Annotated in this window: 18 protein-coding genes, 1 tRNA gene and 2 rRNA genes; 7 read left to right on the plus strand and 14 right to left on the minus strand. The window is 42.9% G+C overall.

Features of this window, described 5'->3' with window-relative positions; genetic code table 11:
- Positions 1–16: 16 nt before the first annotated feature.
- The 7 genes from atpG to RNZ41_RS10535 form a co-directional block, all read right to left on the minus strand.
- Positions 17–895 (minus strand): F0F1 ATP synthase subunit gamma, encoded by an 879-nt coding sequence (gene atpG / locus RNZ41_RS10505; RefSeq protein ID WP_314027249.1) that lies wholly within the window; start codon positions 893–895, stop codon positions 17–19.
- Positions 896–1036: 141 nt separating this feature from the next.
- Positions 1037–2581 carry a F0F1 ATP synthase subunit alpha gene (gene atpA, locus RNZ41_RS10510; protein ID WP_099807377.1) on the minus strand — a complete coding sequence of 515 codons (1545 nt, stop codon included), beginning with the start codon at positions 2579–2581 and terminating at the stop codon, positions 1037–1039.
- Between the two features lie 47 nt (positions 2582–2628).
- On the minus strand, positions 2629–3231 hold the full coding sequence (locus RNZ41_RS10515; protein ID WP_099807375.1) for a F0F1 ATP synthase subunit delta: 603 nt from the start codon (positions 3229–3231) through the stop codon (positions 2629–2631).
- A 25-nt stretch (positions 3232–3256) separates the two neighbouring features.
- Positions 3257–3727, minus strand: coding sequence for a F0F1 ATP synthase subunit B (locus tag RNZ41_RS10520; RefSeq protein ID WP_007115821.1), 471 nt, complete (start codon positions 3725–3727; stop codon positions 3257–3259).
- 79 nt (positions 3728–3806) lie between these two features.
- Positions 3807–4034, minus strand: coding sequence for a F0F1 ATP synthase subunit C (gene atpE, locus RNZ41_RS10525; RefSeq protein WP_409034775.1), 228 nt, complete (start codon positions 4032–4034; stop codon positions 3807–3809).
- A 44-nt stretch (positions 4035–4078) separates the two neighbouring features.
- Positions 4079–4954: a F0F1 ATP synthase subunit A gene (atpB, locus tag RNZ41_RS10530; protein WP_065253549.1), complete on the minus strand. Its 876-nt coding sequence runs from the start codon at positions 4952–4954 to the stop codon at positions 4079–4081.
- Between the two features lie 470 nt (positions 4955–5424).
- Positions 5425–5823 carry an ATP synthase subunit I gene (locus RNZ41_RS10535; protein WP_314027250.1) on the minus strand — a complete coding sequence of 133 codons (399 nt, stop codon included), beginning with the start codon at positions 5821–5823 and terminating at the stop codon, positions 5425–5427.
- Positions 5824–6166: 343 nt separating this feature from the next.
- On the opposite strand from RNZ41_RS10535, the gene RNZ41_RS10540 reads away from it, so the two are divergent.
- From RNZ41_RS10540 to gluQRS, 4 genes are all read left to right on the plus strand, one after another.
- Positions 6167–6619, plus strand: a complete 453-nt coding sequence (locus tag RNZ41_RS10540; protein ID WP_239741246.1) for a Fur family transcriptional regulator — start codon at positions 6167–6169, stop codon at positions 6617–6619.
- Between the two features lie 180 nt (positions 6620–6799).
- Positions 6800–7627 carry a metallophosphoesterase gene (locus RNZ41_RS10545; RefSeq protein WP_314027251.1) on the plus strand — a complete coding sequence of 276 codons (828 nt, stop codon included), beginning with the start codon at positions 6800–6802 and terminating at the stop codon, positions 7625–7627.
- Positions 7628–7852: 225 nt separating this feature from the next.
- On the plus strand, positions 7853–8290 hold the full coding sequence (dksA, locus tag RNZ41_RS10550) for an RNA polymerase-binding protein DksA (protein WP_036594643.1): 438 nt from the start codon (positions 7853–7855) through the stop codon (positions 8288–8290).
- Entirely contained in the window at positions 8283–9245 is a 963-nt protein-coding gene (gluQRS, locus tag RNZ41_RS10555; RefSeq protein ID WP_284034983.1) for a tRNA glutamyl-Q(34) synthetase GluQRS, read from the plus strand. The genes dksA and gluQRS overlap by 8 nt, the downstream gene beginning before the upstream one ends.
- Here the strand turns inward: gluQRS and ftsW are convergent.
- Both ftsW and murD read right to left on the minus strand, forming a co-directional pair.
- The gene (gene ftsW / locus RNZ41_RS10560; RefSeq protein WP_177343771.1) at positions 9242–10450 is read right to left on the minus strand and encodes a putative lipid II flippase FtsW; all 1209 of its coding nucleotides are present in this window, start codon (positions 10448–10450) and stop codon (positions 9242–9244) included. The genes gluQRS and ftsW overlap by 4 nt on opposite strands.
- Before the next feature lie 37 nt (positions 10451–10487).
- Entirely contained in the window at positions 10488–11873 is a 1386-nt protein-coding gene (gene murD, locus RNZ41_RS10565; RefSeq protein WP_314027846.1) for a UDP-N-acetylmuramoyl-L-alanine--D-glutamate ligase, read from the minus strand.
- A gap of 742 nt (positions 11874–12615) precedes the next feature.
- On the opposite strand from murD, the gene RNZ41_RS10570 reads away from it, so the two are divergent.
- The gene (locus RNZ41_RS10570) at positions 12616–12954 is read left to right on the plus strand and encodes a P-II family nitrogen regulator (RefSeq protein WP_007115809.1); all 339 of its coding nucleotides are present in this window, start codon (positions 12616–12618) and stop codon (positions 12952–12954) included.
- 122 nt (positions 12955–13076) lie between these two features.
- Complete coding sequence (locus RNZ41_RS10575; protein WP_314027252.1) at positions 13077–14402, plus strand: ammonium transporter; 1326 nt, start codon at positions 13077–13079, stop codon at positions 14400–14402.
- Between the two features lie 144 nt (positions 14403–14546).
- Here the strand turns inward: RNZ41_RS10575 and RNZ41_RS10580 are convergent, their stop codons facing one another.
- Positions 14547–14978 carry a DUF2147 domain-containing protein gene (locus RNZ41_RS10580; RefSeq protein WP_253852211.1) on the minus strand — a complete coding sequence of 144 codons (432 nt, stop codon included), beginning with the start codon at positions 14976–14978 and terminating at the stop codon, positions 14547–14549.
- A 200-nt stretch (positions 14979–15178) separates the two neighbouring features.
- Entirely contained in the window at positions 15179–16114 is a 936-nt protein-coding gene (locus RNZ41_RS10585; RefSeq protein ID WP_314027253.1) for a DNA/RNA non-specific endonuclease, read from the minus strand.
- 126 nt (positions 16115–16240) lie between these two features.
- On the opposite strand from RNZ41_RS10585, the gene RNZ41_RS10590 reads away from it, so the two are divergent.
- Positions 16241–16331: transfer RNA gene (locus RNZ41_RS10590), tRNA-Ser, on the plus strand.
- A gap of 57 nt (positions 16332–16388) precedes the next feature.
- On the opposite strand, the gene RNZ41_RS10595 is transcribed toward RNZ41_RS10590, so the two are convergent.
- From RNZ41_RS10595 to RNZ41_RS10605, 3 genes are all read right to left on the minus strand, one after another.
- The gene (locus tag RNZ41_RS10595) at positions 16389–18485 is read right to left on the minus strand and encodes a catalase (protein WP_314027254.1); all 2097 of its coding nucleotides are present in this window, start codon (positions 18483–18485) and stop codon (positions 16389–16391) included.
- Between the two features lie 261 nt (positions 18486–18746).
- Positions 18747–18860 (minus strand): 5S ribosomal RNA (gene rrf / locus RNZ41_RS10600).
- Between the two features lie 98 nt (positions 18861–18958).
- Positions 18959–21818 (minus strand): 23S ribosomal RNA (locus tag RNZ41_RS10605).
- Between the last annotated feature and the right edge of the window lie 104 nt (positions 21819–21922).

Consider the following 21922-nt stretch of genomic DNA (forward strand, 5'->3'; position numbering starts at 1 on the left):
CTTGAATGTAGGTCAATTATGAAACAGCAGCAGCACCGCCAACGATTTCCGAAATTTCTCGGGTAATCGCCGCTTGACGCAGCTTGTTGTAAACCAATTGTAATTCGTTAATTAAGTTACCTGCGTTATCCGTTGCTGCTTTCATAGCAACCATACGTGCAGACTGTTCAGAAGCAATATTTTCTACCACACCTTGATAGACGATTGATTCAACATAACGTCCCATCAAACCATCAAGCAGCTCTTTGGTAGTTGGCTCATAGATGTAGTCCCAGCTGTATTCACGATTTTCCATGGTTTCATCAACCAAAGACTCAGCCGCAATCGGTAATAAGCGTTGCACACTAGGATTTTGGGTCATGGCATTCACAAATTCGTTATATACCAGGTAAATCTCATCAATTTCGCCACGATTATACGCATCAAGCATTACTTGAACTGGCACACTAAGTTGCTCAAAGCTTGGGTTATCACCATAGTGAGTTTCCGCAGCAATCACCGTACCACCAAATGTTTTAAAGAAGCTCACGCCTTTTTGACCAATCACCGCAAAACGCGTTTCAACCGCTTGGCTCTTTTGTTGTTTAACGTGCTGCATCAATTTTTTGAATAAGTTGATATTCAAACCACCTGCAAGACCACGGTCAGAACTGACTACAATATAGCCAACACGATTAACCGGACGAGGTACTAGGTAAGGATGTTTGTAGTCTGGTGAAGCTTTAACTAGATGAGAAACCACTCGACGCATGCTATCAGCATAAGGACGACCTAGTTGCATACGTTCTTGGGCACGTCGCATCTTACTCGCTGCAACCATTTGCATGGCGCGAGTAATTTTCTGGGTACTTTTAATACTAGCAACTTTTGCTCGAATTTCTTTTAAACTTGCCATAAATAATCCATACAGCCATGTTTAGTTTCAGTCCACGCCCATTGATGTAACATGGACGAAATTTGGAAAAATGAACAAAGTAATCATAACCCCTTTGTTCATTTATTCTATGACAATGCAGTTCTAAAATTTCACTAAATCTTAGAAAGAATGATTTTGCTTATAGTTTTCAATCGCTGATTTGAATTGGTTTGCGATATCATCATTATAGTTAGCAGTGTTATCAATATCTGCCATAAAATCACCATGTTGGTCACGTAGATAACGTAACAAACCTGCTTCAAATGCACCCACTTTGTTGACGGGAACATCAGCTAGATAGCCTTCGTTAGAGGCATAAATTACCGCAGCTTGTTCAGCGATGCTCATTGGTGCGTATTGATTTTGTTTCATCAATTCAGTCACACGTTGACCATGGTCAAGCTGTTTACGGGTCGCGTCATCTAAGTCAGAAGCAAATTGTGCAAACGCTGCCAATTCACGATACTGTGCCAATGCGGTACGGATACCACCTGACAATTTTTTGATGATTTTAGTCTGTGCTGCACCACCCACACGAGAAACTGAAATACCCGCATTCACCGCTGGACGGATACCTGAGTTGAATAAACTTGACTCTAGGAAGATCTGACCGTCCGTGATTGAAATCACGTTGGTTGGTACGAATGCTGATACGTCACCTGCTTGAGTTTCGATAATTGGCAAGGCAGTTAACGAACCTGTTTTACCTGTTACTGCACTGTTGGTGAATTTTTCTACATACTCAGCGCTTACACGTGAAGCGCGCTCTAATAGACGTGAGTGAAGGTAGAATACGTCACCTGGGTAAGCTTCACGTCCTGGTGGACGACGTAATAGCAATGAAATTTGACGATAGGCTACGGCTTGTTTTGATAAGTCATCATAAATGATAAGCGCATCTTCACCGCGGTCACGGAAGTATTCACCCATAGTACAACCAGAGTATGGCGCGATGTACTGTAGCGCTGCTGGTTCAGAAGCCGATGCAACCACAACCGTTGTATAAGCTAGTGCGCCAGTTTCTTCTAGTTTACGTACCACGTTTGCGATGGTTGAACGTTTTTGACCAACGGCTACGTACACACATTTAATGCCCGAGTGTTTTTGCGCGATGATCGCATCGATTGCCATGGCTGTTTTACCAGTTTGGCGGTCACCAATGATAAGCTCACGTTGACCACGTCCGATTGGAATCATGGTATCCACAGCTTTATAACCTGTCATTACTGGCTCATCAACTGATTGACGGTCGATAACGCCTGGGGCGATTTTTTCAACTTTATCCGTTAATTTGGCGTTAATTGGGCCTTTACCATCGATAGGATTACCCAGTGCATCTACCACACGACCTAAAAGCTCGGGTCCAACTGGTACTTCTAAAATACGACCAGTACAGTAAGCTTTTTGTCCTTCTTGGAGATTCAAGTATTCACCTAGAACAACTGCGCCGACTGAGTCTTGTTCAAGGTTTAGCGCCATACCATATACGCCACCTTCAAACTCAATCATTTCGCCATACATGGCATCTTCAAGACCATGAATCTGTACGATACCGTCAGATACCATGACAATAGTGCCTTCGTTCTTTGCTGTGGCACCCGCAGTCAGGTCTTGAATTCGCTGCTTAATCAGATTACTGATTTCCGCTGGATTCAATTGTTGCATTGCACTGTTCCTTAATTTTTACTGACTAGAATCAATTTTGTTGAAATTTATGCCGTCAGCTGTGTTTTTAACTGTTTTAATTTGCCACGTACAGAGTCATCGATTACTTTGTCACCGACCTTAATCGTCACACCTGCAATTAGGGCAGGGTCTACATTGACATGTAGTACGACATTTGCGCCTAGGGAGGTAGCAAGTCGGTGTTCAATGAGTTGCTCTTGCACTTGCGTTAATGGATATGCCGACGTGACATATGCATGAACTTCTTTTGCATCAGCAGCTTTTAATAAACCAAAACGCTCATTGATACTGGGTAATAATGCCAAACGATCTTGCTCTGCAAGTTGCGTCAAAAAATTAACAAAAGCATTGGAATCTGCTTGTGCCCCACCTTCAATAGCGGTGCTTAAAGTTTTAAACACGGTATTGCTATCTTCAGGTGAACTTTGGTTATAAAGGTCTTTTAAAGTAGCGACTTTAGCTTGTGCAGCAACTGCTGGATTATTGATATAATCGGCAAATGCTCTATCACTAACGATGGCATTCATCACGTTTAAGTAATCTTGCCACTCATTGACTGACGTGTGCTCTTTAGCATAATCAAATGCTGCTTTTGCATAGGGTCTTGCTAAGGTTGATAAATCAGCCATCATATCCTCACTGTACGGTTGCTACTTATAACTTGGTTGCCAATTGGTTTAACATATTGGCATGAGTTTCTGGATTGACCTTTTCTTGTAAGATTTTTTCGGCACCGAGTACGGCAAGTTCTGCAACCTGCGCGCGTAAACCTTCACGGGCTTTATTAATTTCTTGATCAATTGCTTCACGCGCTTGCTGACGAATACGTTCGCCTTCCACTTGTGCTTGCACTCTGGCATCTTCAATCATTTGATTGGCGCTTTTGTTCGCTTGGTCAATGAGTGAAGCGGCTTTTGCTTTTGCTGCGATAAGCTCTTGCTCTGCAGCTTGTGATGCAGTTGCTAAGTCTGCTTTGGCTTTTTCGGCAGCATTTAGGCCATCTGCGATTTTACGTTGGCGATCCGAAATAGCAGCAACCAAAGGCGGCCACACAAACTTCATGCAAAACATCACGAAGATGGCGAATGCAATCGATTGTCCAATTAGGGTTGCATTGATATTCACTTAGAATCCCTCGTTAATTAAGTTTCTTCAATCCTTGTCCACATAAGATGATGTGGACATTGTACTGATAGTGTACCTATTAACCTGCTAAAGGATTTGCGAATAACAATAACATTGCAATACCAACACCGATCATCGGTACGGCGTCAAGAAGACCTGCCACGATGAACATACGAGTTTGCAATTGTGAACCTAGTTCTGGTTGACGAGCGACGCCCTCTAAGAATTTGCCACCTAAGATTGCAAAGCCAATACCTGTGGCTAATGCACCTAGACCAATAAGTAGAGCAACGGCTAATACTGTCATGCTTGCTAGTTCTGGATTCATCGAAATATCCTCATGGTTAAAAATTAATGGTCAGTTTGACTTGCAAGGCTCAGATAAATGATAGTCAACATCATAAAGATAAACGCCTGCAAAGTGATTACTAAAATGTGGAAGATAGCCCACGGTACTGATAATAAAAATTGGAGATAAAATGGCATTAAAGCAATCAATACGAAAATCAACTCACCTGCATACATGTTGCCAAACAGTCGCAGACCTAATGAGATAGGTTTTGCAATCAAGGTCACTGTTTCAAGAATTAAGTTTACAGGGATAAGTAAAATTTTTGCAATCGGATTGTTTGAGCTAAACGGATGCAGTGTCAATTCACTAATAAATCCACCCAGCCCTTTTTCTTTAATTGAGTAAATAATAATCAGTGCAAAAACAGAGATAGACATGCCAAGTGTCACGTTAGGATCGGTACTTGGTACGACTTTCATATAGACGTGATGCGGGTCATGACCCATTGCTGCACCAATCTTTTGCGCCAACACTGGGATATAATCGACTGGAATTAAATCCATAAAGTTCATGAGGAAAATCCACACGAAAATCGTCAATGCCAATGGGGCGATGACTTTAGACGTGCCATGATATGAATCACGAACATTACTATCAACAAACTCCACAATCATTTCAATAAAAGCTTGCATTTTGCCGGGTACACCCGAGGTCGCTCTTTTTGCCACCATATAAAAAATGGCACAAAAAAGAACCCCTAAACCAATCGACCACAGCATTGAGTCTAAATGAATCGCATTGAAACCCATTTCAGAAGCTTGCTGTTTGGTTTCGGCAACTATCCAACCTTCTGTTGGGTGATTACCGAAAGTCCAGTTTGTCAAGTGGTGATTGATATACTCATTTGAAGTAATTTCTGCGTTTGCTTCTGCCATAATCTTAACTTCTTTTTTATATTGAGCCGATAATAGAGGGAGTTAGCGTCAGATATTTCGTCTAATCACAAAAATTTGTAACTTAACACTATAATCGTATCTAACTGAGCTGATGATACTCAATGAGAAGTGCAAACATGACGTCAAAGGCACATCGAGGCGTTTAAGCAATCTGCTTAACTAAGGTGATGAACCGTGAATAAACAACTTGTTTATCAACGTAATAATATAGGCTATCGACCTACTGTGTTTTGCTTGACTCAAATAAGTGGGTCATCAGTAAAACATATATGCAATTGCTTGAAAACTAATTCTTTTTAGCCAATTAGCGCTGAGCAATCGCACCTTTAAAAAATTTTCACTATATTAATTCAACTGTTACCTTTTTGTAAAGGATTAAATGGATTTATTTGTGATTTAGTTTAGGTTATTTCTGTTATTACCAAATAATTGTAAACAGCCCTTTTTTACTAAGGATTTCGGTAAGTGATAATGAGGTAGCTCATTTGCAAGATTAGATAGCCCACGAATACGGCAATGGCGTTTAGCGGTTTTAACAGCAGAAAAATCAGTGCAAACCCAACAATGGTCAACACCCATTTTGCCATATGCGCTTGGTAAAAACGATGAACAATTTGACGACGCTGCTGATAGCCCGATTTGCTCAGGGAAATTTTAGCAAAGATGATTTGACTCACCCACCCTAGCACACTACCGGCTAGCAGATTTTTACTCACTGCATACTGGCTATTGCCTTGCCAAACATCCCATGCAATCCCGATAGCAACCAGCCCAAGTATCAGCCACGACTGCTTGTTGATGGATTGTTGGATAGATTGTGGGTCAAATGGCTTGGCTGGTTTTGACATAGCAAAATAAGGGCTAGCTGATTGTGGGAAGGAATGATGAAATTAGTATAGCAGAATCTTGATTAAAAATTTGGCTAAAGGTTGTTTTATCTATGCTGATGTTAATCGCCAGTCATTATGAATAGTGTATTGTTAGACTTGTTATATTGTCGGGTATGTTTATAGCTGAATCGCTAATTTCTCAGACAAATTATGCGGTTTTCATGCTAAAGTAAGTTGAGAGTTATTAATGATTTTATGTGATATGACCCAACGTTCTATTCAATCAGCTGGAAGTTCTATTCAGTCAGCTAATAATTATGACGCAAATTGTCACCACCTATCTATATCTATGTCCATGTGTATGCAACAAATGACCGCCGAGCAGATTGAAGCACAGATTACTCAGATAAAACAAGATTGCCAAGCGCAAGGTTTACGTTTTACTGCGCTGCGAGAGCAGGTGTATCGTTTGATTCTACTTGCCGCTCAGCCCATTGGGGCGTATGAATTATTGGATTTACTGCAATCAGCGAGCGAAAAAGTCGTCGCACCGCCAACTGTATATCGTAGTTTAGAGTTTTTGCTCAGGCATGGCTTGGTTCATCAATTAAATTCCAGCAAGGCATTTTTTGCCTGCTCTCAGCCCACCGATCGCCATGTTGCCGCTTTTTTGGTCTGTCGATGCTGTGGTGAGGTACAAGAGTTTAGCCATCCATCTATCCAGACCATGCTAACTGAGGTTGAGCAATCGACCAATTTTGCCACCCAATCGAGTATTATTGAGCTTTCAGGTGTTTGTGAGCGCTGCCAATAGTTCCCTATTTTATCCAATTATTTGAATGAAGATAGGCTAAAAATTATTTTGCTATTGTGTTTGTCAATTATGAGTATTTGTGATATAAAACATGCCTTATTTAATTAACTTTAGTTAATTAACCGTTGTTTGATAAAGTTGTACTGCCACGATTACCGTCATTATTCTAAGGATAACTGAGTGACGTTACTGCCAAGTTCGATATCACAACACCATGCCGATTATTTTTCAATTATTGAATTAAGTGATCTGCATCTCTTTGATGACCCTAATAAGTTAATGAATGGCGTTAATACCGCAGACACATTTGAGTCGGTATTATCATTGGTCAAACAACAGCGCGATAATGTTGATTTGTTGGTACTGACGGGGGATTTATGTCATGAACCTACCCCGCAAAATTATGACCGTTTATTTGCAGCCTTAGACGACATCAATATTCCTTTTGTAGCTATCCCGGGCAATCATGATGTGACCCTAGAGCTTGATCATCATCTACCTTTTGCCCAACGCCGTCATTTGCCAGTCAAAGCAGATTCTCGCCTGCAAACCCGCTATAGTATTGCCACCGATTATTGGGACTTATTGTTATTAGACTCTTCTTGTGAGGGGCACAGTCATGGGGAGTTTGATGAGCAGTCATTGCGGTGGCTAGCGCAGCAGTTAGCGAATGCCGATCGGCCTTGTGCAATTTTTTGTCATCATCCGATGGTATTAATCGATTCAGCATGGCTTGATAAGTACACTATAATAAATTCTGAGCGTTTTTGGGAAGTGGTAATGCCGTATCTAGACCGCATTAAAGCTATATTTGTCGGCCATATTCACCAAGAAATGCATAAGATTACTTATGGGACATCGGTATTTGGCTGCCCATCAACCAGCCTACAGTTTAAACCCTTGTGTAAAGACTATACCATTGACGAAATTGCGCCTGGTTTACGTTGGATAAATTTATATAACAATGGGTTACTTGCAACTGGTATCAAAAGAACAGATACTATCTGACTAATTTTTCATGGTTGTTGAACTTATGTTCATAAACTTAATGTCGTGAAAGTTTGGTTAGCTTGTTTATTAAGGTTTTAGCGTTTATTTTAGTTTGATTTCATATACTGGCGAATTGCAGTGTTTAAAGCGTTAATAACGCGATGTCATTGGCTTAAGTGCTGAACTCGTAATGAAATTGTAAACTTAAAATTGTATCACTATCGGTTTTTAGAGGAATTAGCTATGGCATCTGCCCAAAATGAACGTGAATTAAGCTTTACCCCATATCAGCCAGCGGCTGAAGAAGAATATATGAATGACGCACAACTTGCGCATTTTAGAAAAATTTTATTAGATTGGAAAGAGCAGTTAATTAGCGAAGCTGAATCAACCAAATCTTATATTCAAGATGAATCAACGGCAATGCCTGATATTAATGACCGCGCCACCCAAGAAGAAGAGTTTGCGTTGGCACTGCGCACGCGTGACCGTGAGCGTAAACTGATTCGTAAGATTGATAAATCGATTGCCGAGATTGACAGTGGTGATTACGGTTTTTGTGAGACTTGTGGTGTAGAGATTGGTCTGCGTCGTTTAGAAGCCCGTCCAACCGCGACCCAATGTATCGACTGCAAAACGCTATCAGAGATTAAAGAAAAACAAGCATGGGGTCATGCTTAATTTATCAACATCTCCCGTTATTGGTCGCTTTGCTCCCTCTCCGACGGGAGCTTTGCATTTGGGGTCACTGGTGACGGCTATTGCCAGTTACTGTATCGCCAAGCAAGCGCAAGGCAAGTGGCTGGTACGCATTGAAGATACTGATACTGAGCGCTGTCATCCAAGATTTAGCAATTTGATTTTAGCAGATTTGGAGCGATTAGGTTTGCACTGGGATGGTAACGTTCGTTACCAGTCGCAACACCTAGACACATATCACGCGTTATTGGATGAGAAGCTAAAAGCAGTAAGTTATGGCTGTGATTGCAGTCGTAAATCCCTGCAAACTTATCAACTTGCCCACCCCAACACCCAATACCCTTATCCTAGAATCTGCGTCCATAAGCGGCTATCGCGCGATCATGCCATTCGCTTAGTAATGCCAGATAACCCAATGCTTTTTTTCGATCAGCTGCAAGGGGTGATTTCAGGCAATCCGCAACGAGAACAGGGTGATATTGTGGTCAGAAGGCGGCGCATTGGGCGGTCTTTTTCAAATACGCCAACCGCCAACAAAGGCATGATTAATTATATGCTGGCGGTGGTGATTGATGACGCGCAACAGAGTGTCAATCAAATTGTGCGCGGCTTGGATATATTGCCATTGACGATACCGCAAATGGTCATCGCGGATTATTTAAATTTTCCCCCTAACCAATACTACTACCACTTACCCATTTTGGTGAATGCACAAGGGCAAAAGCTGTCTAAGCAAACGCTAGCAGAGCCGATTCACGCCTACCCTGCCCCACAACTTATTAAGACCGCACTGCAATTATTACAACAGCCACCGGTTGATCTGGATAAACCGACCACGATGCTCGAGCAGGCGGTTTGCCAATGGAATCATACGCCGCTGCAAGGCAAACAGCGTATAAAAGTCGATAGCTTACAAAATCTTTTGGCAACCCATTAATAATAACGACATTGATTGGCAGGAATCGTTGGGCTTTCTTTAATAATTCGCATCAACAATCCGACGATAATCAGATTAACCACCATAGAAGAACCCCCATAGCTAAAAAATGGCATGGTCAACCCTTTGGTAGGTAGCATTCCCATAGTCATACCGGCATTAACAAAAATTTGCCCAAAGAACAAAATCCCAACCCCAAACGCAAAATAGCTTAAGCGTGTTTGGTGCCGTGCTAGCGCTTGGTAGCTAATGCGCATAACCGTAGTGACCAAAATAATTTGTAACACCAGTAAAAACGACACACCCACTAAGCCTAACTCTTCACCGGTAATCGCTAGTAAAAAGTCGGTATGCGCCTCCGGTAAATGGGAGAGTTTTTGGATGCTTTCCCCATAACCGACACCAAACCATTCACCTCGGGCAAAGGCTACAATACTGCGACCTAGCTGATAGTCACTATTTTTTAAGTCATCAAACGGATCTAAAAACGAGGTTACCCGCTTTAGTCGGTAACTTGCCCCCATAATCGCCATGGTACCTGCCAAAAACATGGCACCCATGATGATAAAAAACTGGCGCATGGGTAACCCGCCGACAAAAATCATCGCCGCAATACAGGTTGCAATAATCACCACCGAACCAAAGTCAGGCTGCAACATGATAAACAAGGTCAACCCCATGGCTATCAGTGTTAGCCGCAAAAAGCCTTTCCAATGGTTACGAATCTCTTCTGATCGGCGCACCAGATAATCTGAGGTGTACAAAATCATCAACAATTTTGCCAATTCAGAGGGCTGAAAATTGATACCACCCAGTTCAATCCAGCGTTTACTGCCGTTAATCACTGACCCACCGATTAGGGTATAAATAATCAGCAAAAGACAAGCCAGCAGCGCATACATAATAAAATCTAAGCGAAACGTCTTGCGAAGCGGGATAAAATACACCAGTAAACCAAGAACTGCACCGATTCCCATGTACGCCAGTTGGTGATAGAAAAAGTAAAAATCACCCAGTTTTTTGGTTTGTGCAAAAGGTATTGACGCGGACGCCACCATCAACAGACTAAATACCATAATGGTTGCCACCGTGGTCAATAGCACCGAATTAATGGGCGGAATCCACTGGCGGCTTTTCTTAGCAGAAACACTGTTAGCTGAGAGGGATGAAGAAAGTGAAGAAGTAGTTGAATGGGGCGCGGGCATAACACAACCTAAATATTAAAAATACACTAGCGAATGATTATTGGGGTTTGACTAAGCGTTGAAAAACTTGTCCACGTTCCACATAGCCACTAAACTGATCAAAACTTGCACAAGCGGGTGATAGCAATAATACGCCTAAAGCGGGGAATGTTGGCTGGTCTTGCCAAGCTTGACTGACCGCTTGTTCCAGGGTTTGGCATTTGGTTAATACAATCCCTGCAGGATTGTGAGCATCTAAACCCGCTGATGCCAAATCAGCCGCGATTTTATCGGCATCTTCTCCAATAAAGTACACCACTTGCGCATAATCCATCAAGGGTTTTGCCAGTTCAGCAAAGTTTTGACCTTTACCTTGCCCGCCCAAAATCACTGCAAGTTTTTTGCCTTTGGGCGCATATACTTTACCTAGCCCCAAAATTGCCGCGATGGTCGAGCCAATGTTAGTGCCTTTGGAGTCGTCAAAACAATCGAGCTGATGGGTGGTTGTGATAAATTCACAGCGATGTGGCAGCCCGACAAAGTTTTTTAATGTCGTTAACATACTGTCTAGCGGCAGACCTGCTAGTTCGCCAATTGCTAAGGCTGACAGCGCATTCATCAAGTTATGCTCACCTTTGATCGGCACGTCTTTTTCATTGAGCAACCGCTCACGACCCCGTGCTAACCAGATTTTACCATCGCTATCTTTTATCAATCCGTACTGATTCATATCAGGTGCGTTACTACCAAAGCTAATGGTGGGCATATCATCGGCTACCAACGGGCGACTAAGCAAGTCCTCGCGGTTAACCACAATGGATTGCACGCCTTGGAAAATTCGGTGTTTGGCTTGGTGATAGCCGAGCATATTGCCATGGCGATCTAGATGGTCAGGCGACATGTTAAGCACGGTGGCTACTTTGGCGGCTAAATTGGTGGTGGTCTGTAGTTGAAAACTGGATAACTCAAGCACCGCCATCTGTATGGGCTCAAGTAACAAATCAAGCGCGGGCGTTCCTAAGTTACCACCGACACCGACTTTAAACCCCGCATTTTTGACCATCTCGCCAACCAGGGTGGTGACAGTGCTTTTGGCATTAGAGCCGGTAATCGCAATAATCGGAATATCTCGCTGTTTAGCTACCTCATGGAACAATTGAATATCACTGACAATCGCGATTTTTTTCGCACGTGCGCCATCAAACACCGGCAAATAAGGGTCGATACCAGGACTGATGATAATGCGATCTGCCACTGCTAACAGTTCGCCATCTATTGCCCCAAACTTGGTCACTATATCAGTTGGCAAATGCTCGGCAAGTTTGGGCAGACCTGCATCGGTGACAGCTACGGGGTAGCCAAGCGCGTGTAAATAGTTGACTGCCGACAAGCCTGATTTGCCAAGTCCAACCACCACTTGTAAGCCATTGCCACGTTGAATCATGCTCGATGCTGATGGCATGCTTTGGTTGGTTGAAGCAGGTGAAACGGCTGATTGAGTGGCAGAGAGTTGGCTCACGAGAATTCCTTGTAACACTTAAACTTATAATACTTAAACTTGTAGCACTTAAATAAGGGTACCGCTAACTAAGGCAATAACAATACTTGCCGCATAAGCTAAAAAACGTTTTCTATCATACCATTTTATGACAAAAAGTTTTGCGATTAAATGTGAGTTTTCATGTTTTGTAGTGACCGCAATAAAAGACGGTTTAAATGCTACGATTTTTGCGATGAAGATATACTTTTTGTCTGTATTACCCAATAAATTTAACAATTTTAGGCAGTAAAATGCACTTTTTTGGTGCAATTATTTTGTTTTTATTGCTAACCATTAAAATAATTCTAAAAATTATCTACAAAATCGTTAATGGCACCCAAATAACCTTTTTGGTGCAATGACTGATTTACATTAGAGGAATTTTTATTTTTTGGTTATAATAAAATTTCGCTTTCTGTGTGATGGTCGCATTGAAACCACAAAAAAGTTTTTGCTTTATTTTCAATAAGTTGTATTTTTTACCCCCTTAAAAATAGGACATTTCTGAAAGTTGGCATAGCTTTTGAATTATCGAAACTACCATTTTCAACTCGCTATACGAATGCTGTTTAGGGTAATCGCTATTAAGCCACTGCAGCAGCTAGTAACTAACCCAACCATAAGCGGCACTTAAAAGGAAATTATTATGAAATTAATTACGGCTATCTTAAAACCGTTCAAACTAGATGATGTACGTGAGTCACTCTCTGAGATTGGTGTTCAAGGTATCACAGTTACCGAAGTAAAAGGTTTTGGCCGTCAAAAAGGTCATACTGAATTGTATCGTGGTGCTGAGTATGTGGTTGATTTCCTGCCCAAAGTTAAGTTAGAAATTGCGGTGACTGACGAAATGGTTGATGCAGCGATTGAAGCTATCACTCGCGTGGCTAGCACGGGCAAAATCGGTGATGGCAAAATCTTTGTATCACCATTAGAACAAGTGATTCGTATCCGTACTGGTGAAACAGGCGCTAATGCTATCTAACACTATCATGACTGTCGTTGTGGCAACGCTTGTTAACTTTTAAAGTCGACCATCCTTTAAAAATTAACCAAGACCTATCAAGCCGCTTAACGACTATCTCAAATAATTTTAAGGGGGTTACGATGAATGCCGTCATTACAAGGGCAGCTTTTGCCAAATTTTCAAAGCCACTAGTATCTACTAAATCAATTTTATCGTTATTGTTGTTATCTCCATTGGTGGCTCATGCTGCTGACACGCCTACGCTAAATGCGGGCGACACCGCTTGGGTATTAATTTCGACTGCATTAGTGCTACTAATGACTATTCCAGGGTTGGCATTGTTTTACTCAGGTATGGTACGCAAAAAGAATATTTTAGGGACGATGGCACACAGTTATGGTGCCACAGCATTAGTATCTATTGTTTGGATTGTGTTGGGTTATTCGCTGGCGTTTGGTAGCAGCGATTTTAATCAATTTGTTGGCGGTTTCGATAACGCATTGTTAGCTAATATCGGGCTGGGTGATTTAACCGGTACCGTGCCCACCCTGTTATTTGTCACTTTTCAAATGACCTTTGCCATTATCACTGTGGCAATCTTAGCAGGTTCGATTGCTGAACGTATCAAATTTAGTAGCTTCATGGTGTTTACTGCGCTTTGGGTATTATTGGTGTATGCACCGATTTGCCACTGGGTTTGGGGCGGCGGCTGGTTAATGGCAGATGGTGCGCTAGACTTTGCAGGCGGTACGGTCGTGCACATTAATGCCGGTGTAGCAGGTATTGTGTTAGCGGCTGTTTTAGGTAAACGTAATGGCTATAACCGTGACCCGATGGCACCTTCAAACTTGGCTTTAACCTTAATTGGTACGGGTTTGATTTGGGTAGGTTGGTTTGGCTTCAATGGCGGTAGTGCGTTGGCGGCAAATGCATTGGCAGGTAATGCGCTACTCGTCACGCAAGTAGCGGCAGCGGCAGGGGCATTGACTTGGTTTGCCATTGAAAAATTAGTGCGTGGTAAAGCCTCTGTATTGGGCGGTGCATCAGGCGCAGTAGCAGGTCTAGTCGGTATCACCCCAGCGGCAGGTTTTGTGACTGTAGCAGGCGCATTAGCGATTGGTATCATCACCTCATTGGTTTGCTTTTATGCAGTCAACTATCTGAAACGGCTGTTAAAAATCGATGATAGCTTGGATGCGTTTGGATTGCATGGCGTTGGTGGTATCGTCGGCGCCATATTGACAGGTGTCTTTGTGAGTCCTGCTATCACTGGCAAACCACTGGCTTTATCGACTATGGGTCAAGTGTGGGTACAGTTAGAAGGCGTGTTTGCGGTTATCATCTACTGCGCGATTGTGACTTTCATTATTGCCAAAGTGATTCAATTAACCATGGGCTTACGTGTCACTGATGAAGATGAATACACCGGTCTTGATTTAGCCGTACATGGCGAACGTATTGAATAGACAAAGAATAGTAAACATAGGCTGATTCAATCAGCCTATTTTTTTATATAATTATACTAAAAGAATCTACAAAACTTGCGATTGGACAGATAAAAAAGCTAGATAGTGATATCTAGCTTTTTTGAGATTTCAAATCAGTAGCGATTATTTAATTTTTTTCCAAGTTTGGCTGCCTTTGACTGGAACAGATAAAGTCAAGGTTGAACCGCTTAATGAAATATCTGCACCTAACCCAAAGCCCCAACGTGGGTCTTTGGCTTTACCTGAATATTTGCCATTACCCGCTGCTTTAACGCCTGTTAACACAGTTTTACCAACAAAAGATTTTGCTTTTTCAGTATTGCCCGCAACGATTTTACCGGTGAAAGTAGCACCTGTTTGTGAGATTTGAACTTGCGCTTTTGGTTGATTGTCTTCATAAGTTTGCCAGGTACCCACGATTGGATCGGCAGCCATAGCAGCAACACTTAAAGTAGAAAGAGCAACACCAACGCTGATTGATTTAAGAGAAATTTTCATAACAGTTCCTTCTGTAGCGCACTGCAAAAAAGTAAGGGAAGTGAGATGCAGTGCCATTGACAATCATTATAGCCAAAATGGTTTTGAGGTAAAGATATTTTTTGATACACAAAAGTTGCTAATAGTTTTCTACATCCTTACAGGGTAAAATTATCCATTTTTTTAATTTTAAGTTACTGATTTTTAAGTAATTATTTTTTTAAAAAATTCCAAAAGCTCAAAATGACTAATCAGTCATTTGTGTATAATTGCCATTTTTAGGACTTAAATAGGCTGATTATCCATTCAAAAATAGTCAAGACTAAATTAACTAAGACTAATAAAATTTGCTGGTTATCGGGCTCTGATTTTGGCGTGTTTTTATTTTTTGTAGCTGGTGAATAATCATCAATAGGCAGCGTCATTGCCGTTTTTTGTACCTTCCCTGATAACCCTGGCATGGCATCCACGCCTATTCTTACCGCAAGTTCATCCAGACTAATGATTTCCACTCGCTGACTATCATCATTAGGGACAAAATAAACCCCTGCTTGTTGTAGACTTGGAATATAAATCGCTTTGTACAGATGACTGGGTACTAATATATTGTTATTAATTTTCTTAACCCGATTACTGATAAAAGCCACCCCTGTCACCACATAGATACGGTTGTGTTTAATCGCTAGATAACGAGTACGGGACTCAATGTCTCGCCAAGTGCTACGATTATTGACGGGATTTTGCGGTACAATGTTGGCAAGGCTAAAACTGTCATATTGTGATTCAAGCGTACTCATATCTGCATTGGGCGCTAGATGCCCACGATCATAAGGTACGTTACGATAATCAGCTAAATAGCCTTTAACCCGATTAGGCAGCTGACTTTCCTCGTGAAAATTATCAACCCTAGATAACTCACTCGCTTTTTCAATACGCGCTCGCGTCAAATACTCTGCTGACCACAAAGCGGTTTTACTCAGTGACGAATACCCCACAGCAAAGCCATTTAGACATAGATAATAAATCTCAAGTGGTGGATTCGAAAGAGGCTGCGGACTTTGTTGGTTAGCATAGGTATTGCCGCATTGATTGAGGTGCTGTTTGCGATAATCTAAAGAGCTGCTAGAATGTGCCCATAAGGACAATAAGGATAAAGCTATCACTACTAGTGTCTGTGACAGTGATTTGTGGGAAAAACGCTGATAACAACTCATACGCTATAACTTACCAACTCTAGCCATCGATGAAAATTGATTAATTATACATGACATTTGGCATTATTTTGGGTAAAATAGGCGTCCGTTTTGCGATTACCTATATTTTGGAATTGCAACTCGATTGGAAACGTGGCTGAGTGGTCGAAAGCGCACGCCTGGAAAGTGTGTATACGTTAATAGCGTATCGAGGGTTCGAATCCCTCCGTTTCCGCCAAATAAATAAAAAGCTAGCTTATTATTAAGCTAGCTTTTTTGTTGCTGGGTTGATCAGTTATGCTAAATCACGCACATTAGGCTCACGATCCCATTCACGCGATTTGGCCTTCTCGATAAAGGTCTCTATTTCCTTTAAAGCCACCACACTGGCATCTTTCTCAATATGCTGGGGAATCAGGATAAATTCATCCGTCGCACCGCAATAAGCAATCGCTTTTAGATGGGCGTGCGCGTCTTTAAACCACGCAATCGCCTCACTCATTTTGGCTAACTTTTTCGCTTGCTCCGGCATAATGATACTCACGATTGCATCAAACAAGACAGAAGGTGAACCCGCCAATTGACCGTCAGCCGCAATGGTTTCACCATTGTTTAACGTAATACTAATTTTTGGTGCTACTATAAAGGGTGTTGCCTTTGCTGCGGTAATCGCCGCTTTATATTTTTCAAGCATTTCTGCATTTGAATCATCTGCGACTAAAATAGCCACTTTACGACCTTCAAGCGTTGGCTTGGCTTTACCAATCAACTGCAAAGCTGGTGATAATGGTAAATCTTGCACCGGAACAGTCGGCTCAATCGGTTTTGGCACTGGTTTCATGCCTAACCCATCGGCCACGCGTTTACCCAATGTTTCATCAACCGTTAGCAGCTGTGCAACCATGCGTTCACGGATATAGGGTGTCTCAACTTTTGAAAGCTCAAACACAATCGCTGAAGCAATATGCGCCTGCTCAATAGGGGTTTGACTACGATAGAACATACGTGGTTGACTATAAAAGTCTGCAAAGCTTTCTGCACGGATACGCCCTTTAACTGTATCATTGCCTTGGCTTAAATCCTCAGCAAATGATTTAAAGCCTACTGCGGGATTTTCACGTGGTTTTTCTGGTTCCAAACTTTGTGGTTCATAAGCGACCCGACCTTTAGGAATTTGCATCTGCATATGGCCATCACGTTGCATATTATGGAATGGACATTTTGGCGCATTAATTGGCAGCTGGGCAAAATTTGGTGAGCCCAAACGTGACAACTGGGTATCAAGGTAACTAAATAAACGACCTTGTAGCAATGGATCATTACTAAAGTCGATACCTGGTACGATGTTTGCTGGGCAGAAAGCCACTTGCTCTGTTTCCGCAAAGAAATTATCGGGATAACGGTTTAATACCATTTTACCCACGATTTCAACAGGGACTAATTCTTCTGGAATTAATTTGGTTGCATCCAAATGATCAAATGGGAATTTTTCTGCTTGTTCTTGGGTAAAGATCTGCACACCAAAGTCCCAAACAACTTCGTCACCATTTTCAAACAAGGTTTCAAATAAATCACGACGATGATAGTCTGGATCAGCACCGGCAACTTTCACAGCTTCATCCCACACATGTGATTGAAGCTGCAAACGTGGACGCCAGTGATAACGGAAGAACACACTTTCGCCTTGGGTATTAATAAAGCGATAGCTATGGATACCAAAGCCCTCAATCATGCGTAAACTGCGAGGAATAGCGCGATCACTCATCGCCCATAGGTAGTTATGTAAGGTTTCAGGGTTTAACGAGATAAAATCATAAAAGGTATCATGCGCTGATGCCGCTTGTGGGAAACCACGATCAGGCTCCATTTTTACAGCATGAATAATATCGGGAAATTTAATCGCATCTTGTATAAAGAACACAGGGGTGTTGTTACCCACTAAATCCCAGTTACCTTCCTCTGTATAGATTTTGACGGCAAAACCGCGAATATCACGCGGCGTATCAATTGATCCCGCACCACCGGCTACCGTTGAAAAACGAGTAAATAATGGGGTTTGTTTGCCCACCTCTGTTAATACCTTAGCTGTGGTAAATTGCTCTAATGATTTGGTTAGTTCAAAATAACCATGGGCTGCCGTACCACGAGCATGTACAACACGTTCAGGAATACGTTCATGGTCAAAATGGGTAATTTTCTCGCGTAAAATAAAATCTTCCAGCAATGCAGGACCCCGGCGACCTGCCTTTAGCGAATTCTGATTATCTGCAATAACAATACCTTGCTGCGTAGTTAAATTGGTTGAATTATTATCAGCCTGCTGATGAGTTTCACCAGCATTGCCTTGCTGAATATTCATATTTGGCTCTGGTTTAACGGGCTTATGTGTCATTTTTTATCCTAGATATTTAATTATATTTGTGATTTTTTAGAAAACATCAAATGTTCGCCTAAGGTTAAAAAAGGATCGACATTGATGTAATCAGTATATAGGATTCAAAAATTTACAGTGTGAAAATGCGTAAAGCTATGTAATAAGTAGGTTATTAATGCAGCATATAAAAAGAATAAAACTAACATCATAATACTGCATGTTATTTTGACAAAAAAAACACCCCCTTACATTAGTAAGGGGGGGTGATTTGGAATAGGGAGCTGACGATGACCTACTCTCACATGGGCGAACCACACTACCATTGGCGCATTGGAGTTTCACTTCTGAGTTCGGGAAGGGATCAGGTGGGACCTCCAAGCTATTATCGTCAGCAAAGGGGGATAGAGAAATGAGTTGTTTTAGAAGTAAAGTATGAGCTATATCAAGCGAGGTGATAATCGTTATTACCTACAAAGCCATTTAGGCGTTGTATAGTCAAGCCAAACGAGCAATTAGTATTGGTTAGCTACACATATCACTATGCTTCCACACCCAACCTATCAACGTCGTAGTCTACAACGGCTCTTTAGGGAAATCTAATCTTAAGGTGGGCTTCCCGCTTAGATGCTTTCAGCGGTTATCCCATCCGAACATAGCTACTCGGCAATGCGACTGGCGTCACAACCGAAACACCAGAGGTTCGTCCACTCTGGTCCTCTCGTACTAGGAGCAGATCCTCTCAAATTTCCAACGCCCACGGTAGATAGGGACCGAACTGTCTCACGACGTTCTAAACCCAGCTCGCGTACCTCTTTAAATGGCGAACAGCCATACCCTTGGGACCTGCTTCAGCCCCAGGATGAGATGAGCCGACATCGAGGTGCCAAACACCGCCGTCGATATGAACTCTTGGGCGGTATCAGCCTGTTATCCCCAGAGTACCTTTTATCCGTTGAGCGATGGCCCTTCCATACAGAACCACCGGATCACTAAGACCTACTTTCGTATCTGCTCGACTTGTGGGTCTCGCAGTTAAGCGCGCTTTTGCCTTTATACTCTTCGAACGATTTCCGACCGTTCTGAGCGCACCTTCGTACTCCTCCGTTACTCTTTAGGAGGAGACCGCCCCAGTCAAACTACCCACCATACATTGTCCTCAGCTCTGTTAAGCTTGAGTTAGAACCCCAACATTACCAGGGTGGTATTTCAAGGATGGCTCCACAGACACTGGCGTGCCTGCTTCAAAGCCTCCCACCTATCCTACACAGGTAAGGTCAAAGTTCAATGTAAAGCTGTAGTAAAGGTTCACGGGGTCTTTCCGTCTAGCCGCGGGTACACAGCATCTTCACTGCGATTTCGATTTCACTGAGTCTCTGCTGGAGACAGCGCCGCCATCATTATGCCATTCGTGCAGGTCGGAACTTACCCGACAAGGAATTTCGCTACCTTAGGACCGTTATAGTTACGGCCGCCGTTTACTGGGGCTTCGATCAAGAGCTTCGCTTACGCTAACCCCATCAATTAACCTTCCAGCACCGGGCAGGCATCACACCCTATACGTCCACTTTCGTGTTTGCAGAGTGCTGTGTTTTTAATAAACAGTTGCAGCGGCCTGGTATCTGCGACTGCCAATAGCTTTGTAGAGCATGTCTACTCACCATCGGCAGCGTACCTTCTCCCGAAGTTACGGTACCATTTTGCCTAGTTCCTTCAGCAGAGTTCTCTCAAGCGCCTTGGTATTCTCTACCTGACCACCTGTGTCGGTTTCGGGTACGATTTCTTTATGACTATCGCTTAGAAGCTTTTCCTGGAAGCAGGGTATTTGCCACTTCGCTGTACAAGTACAGCTTGCTATCAGATCTCATTAATAGTCTAGCGGATTTGCCTACTAAACCTAACTACATCCTTCCACTTGGACAACCATCGCCAAGCTGGCATAACCTTCTCCGTCCCTCCATCGCATCATAAACAAGTATCGGAATATTAACCGATTTCCCATCGACTACGCCTTTCGGCCTCGCCTTAGGGGTCGACTCACCCAGCCCCGATTAACGTTGGACTGGAACCCTTGGTCTTCCGGCGAACGGGCTTTTCACCCGTTTTGTCGTTACTCACGTCAGCATTCGCTCTTGTGATACCTCCAGCATGCTTTACAACACACCTTCACAGGCTTACACAATGCTCCCCTACCACTTAATTGAAACAATTAAATCCGCAGCTTCGGCTCCTAGTTTGAGCCCCGTTACATCTTCCGCGCAGGCCGACTCGACTAGTGAGCTATTACGCTTTCTTTAAAGGATGGCTGCTTCTAAGCCAACCTCCTAGCTGTCTGTGCCTTCCCACATCGTTTCCCACTTAACTAGGAATTTGGGGCCTTAGCTGGCGGTCTGGGTTGTTTCCCTCTTGACGACGGACGTTAGCACCCGCCGTCTGTCTCCCGGATATCACTCATCGGTATTCGGAGTTTGCATCGGTTTGGTAAGTCGAGATGACCCCCTAGCCGAAACAGTGCTCTACCCCCAATGGTGTTCGTCCGAGGCGCTACCTAAATAGCTTTCGGGGAGAACCAGCTATCACCGAGTTTGATTAGCCTTTCACCCCTATCCACAAGTCATCCCCTGGCTTTTCAACGACAGTGGGTTCGGTCCTCCGGTAACTGTTACGTCACTTTCAACCTGCTCATGGATAGATCACTCGGTTTCGGGTCTATACCCTGCAACTAGACGCCCTATTAAGACTCGGTTTCCCTACGGCTCCCCTATTCGGTTAACCTTGCTACAGAATATAAGTCGCTGACCCATTATACAAAAGGTACGCCGTCACACCATAAATGATGCTCCGACTGCTTGTATGCACACGGTTTCAGGTTCTATTTCACTCCCCTCACAGGGGTTCTTTTCGCCTTTCCCTCACGGTACTGGTTCACTATCGGTCAGTCAGGAGTATTTAGCCTTGGAGGATGGTCCCCCCATCTTCAGACAGAATTTCTCGTGTTCCGCCCTACTTAATATGCTTCTTATAACCTTTCGAGTACGGGATTATCACCCTCTACGATTGACCTTTCCAAGTCATTCCTCTAAATTATAATCAGTCGGCTCCTCCCCGTTCGCTCGCCGCTACTAGGGGAATCTCTATTGATGTCTTTTCCTCGGGTTACTGAGATGTTTCACTTCTCCCGGTTTGCCTCGTAAATAAATTTACGATACCTGTCTTATGACAAGTGGGTTTCCCCATTCAGATATCGCCGGATCACAGGATATTGCCGCCTCCCCGACGCTTTTCGCAGGCTGTCACGTCTTTCATCGCCTCTGACTGCCAAGGCATCCACCATGTGCACTTCATTACTTGACTATACAACCCTAAAGGGTCGTATAGGTAATGGTAACGATCTTCACCTATGTTTACGCTTGATTCAGTTCTCTTTACTTTTAAGTAATCAGTTATTCCAATCATTT

The organism is Moraxella sp. DOX410 (assembly GCF_032248735.1).
In the GTDB taxonomy this organism is placed as follows: Bacteria; Pseudomonadota; Gammaproteobacteria; order Pseudomonadales; family Moraxellaceae; genus Faucicola; species Faucicola tetraodonis.

What these genes read in the sequence shown, in the direction of transcription:
- atpG (WP_314027249.1), bottom strand. Translation starts at nt 895, where the DNA reads ATGGCAAGTTTAAAAGAAATTCGAGCAAAAGTTGCTAGTATTAAAAGT.
- atpA (WP_099807377.1), bottom strand. Translation starts at nt 2,581, where the DNA reads ATGCAACAATTGAATCCAGCGGAAATCAGTAATCTGATTAAGCAGCGA.
- RNZ41_RS10515 (WP_099807375.1), bottom strand. Translation starts at nt 3,231, where the DNA reads ATGGCTGATTTATCAACCTTAGCAAGACCCTATGCAAAAGCAGCATTT.
- atpE (WP_409034775.1), bottom strand. Translation starts at nt 4,034, where the DNA reads ATGACAGTATTAGCCGTTGCTCTACTTATTGGTCTAGGTGCATTAGCC.
- atpB (WP_065253549.1), bottom strand. Translation starts at nt 4,954, where the DNA reads ATGGCAGAAGCAAACGCAGAAATTACTTCAAATGAGTATATCAATCAC.
- RNZ41_RS10535 (WP_314027250.1), bottom strand. Translation starts at nt 5,823, where the DNA reads ATGTCAAAACCAGCCAAGCCATTTGACCCACAATCTATCCAACAATCC.
- RNZ41_RS10540 (WP_239741246.1), top strand. Translation starts at nt 6,167, where the DNA reads ATGCAACAAATGACCGCCGAGCAGATTGAAGCACAGATTACTCAGATA.
- dksA (WP_036594643.1), top strand. Translation starts at nt 7,853, where the DNA reads ATGGCATCTGCCCAAAATGAACGTGAATTAAGCTTTACCCCATATCAG.
- gluQRS (WP_284034983.1), top strand. Translation starts at nt 8,283, where the DNA reads ATGCTTAATTTATCAACATCTCCCGTTATTGGTCGCTTTGCTCCCTCT.
- ftsW (WP_177343771.1), bottom strand. Translation starts at nt 10,450, where the DNA reads ATGCCCGCGCCCCATTCAACTACTTCTTCACTTTCTTCATCCCTCTCA.
- murD (WP_314027846.1), bottom strand. Translation starts at nt 11,873, where the DNA reads ATGATTCAACGTGGCAATGGCTTACAAGTGGTGGTTGGACTTGGCAAA.
- RNZ41_RS10570 (WP_007115809.1), top strand. Translation starts at nt 12,616, where the DNA reads ATGAAATTAATTACGGCTATCTTAAAACCGTTCAAACTAGATGATGTA.
- RNZ41_RS10575 (WP_314027252.1), top strand. Translation starts at nt 13,077, where the DNA reads ATGAATGCCGTCATTACAAGGGCAGCTTTTGCCAAATTTTCAAAGCCA.
- RNZ41_RS10580 (WP_253852211.1), bottom strand. Translation starts at nt 14,978, where the DNA reads ATGGCACTGCATCTCACTTCCCTTACTTTTTTGCAGTGCGCTACAGAA.
- RNZ41_RS10585 (WP_314027253.1), bottom strand. Translation starts at nt 16,114, where the DNA reads ATGAGTTGTTATCAGCGTTTTTCCCACAAATCACTGTCACAGACACTA.
- RNZ41_RS10595 (WP_314027254.1), bottom strand. Translation starts at nt 18,485, where the DNA reads ATGACACATAAGCCCGTTAAACCAGAGCCAAATATGAATATTCAGCAA.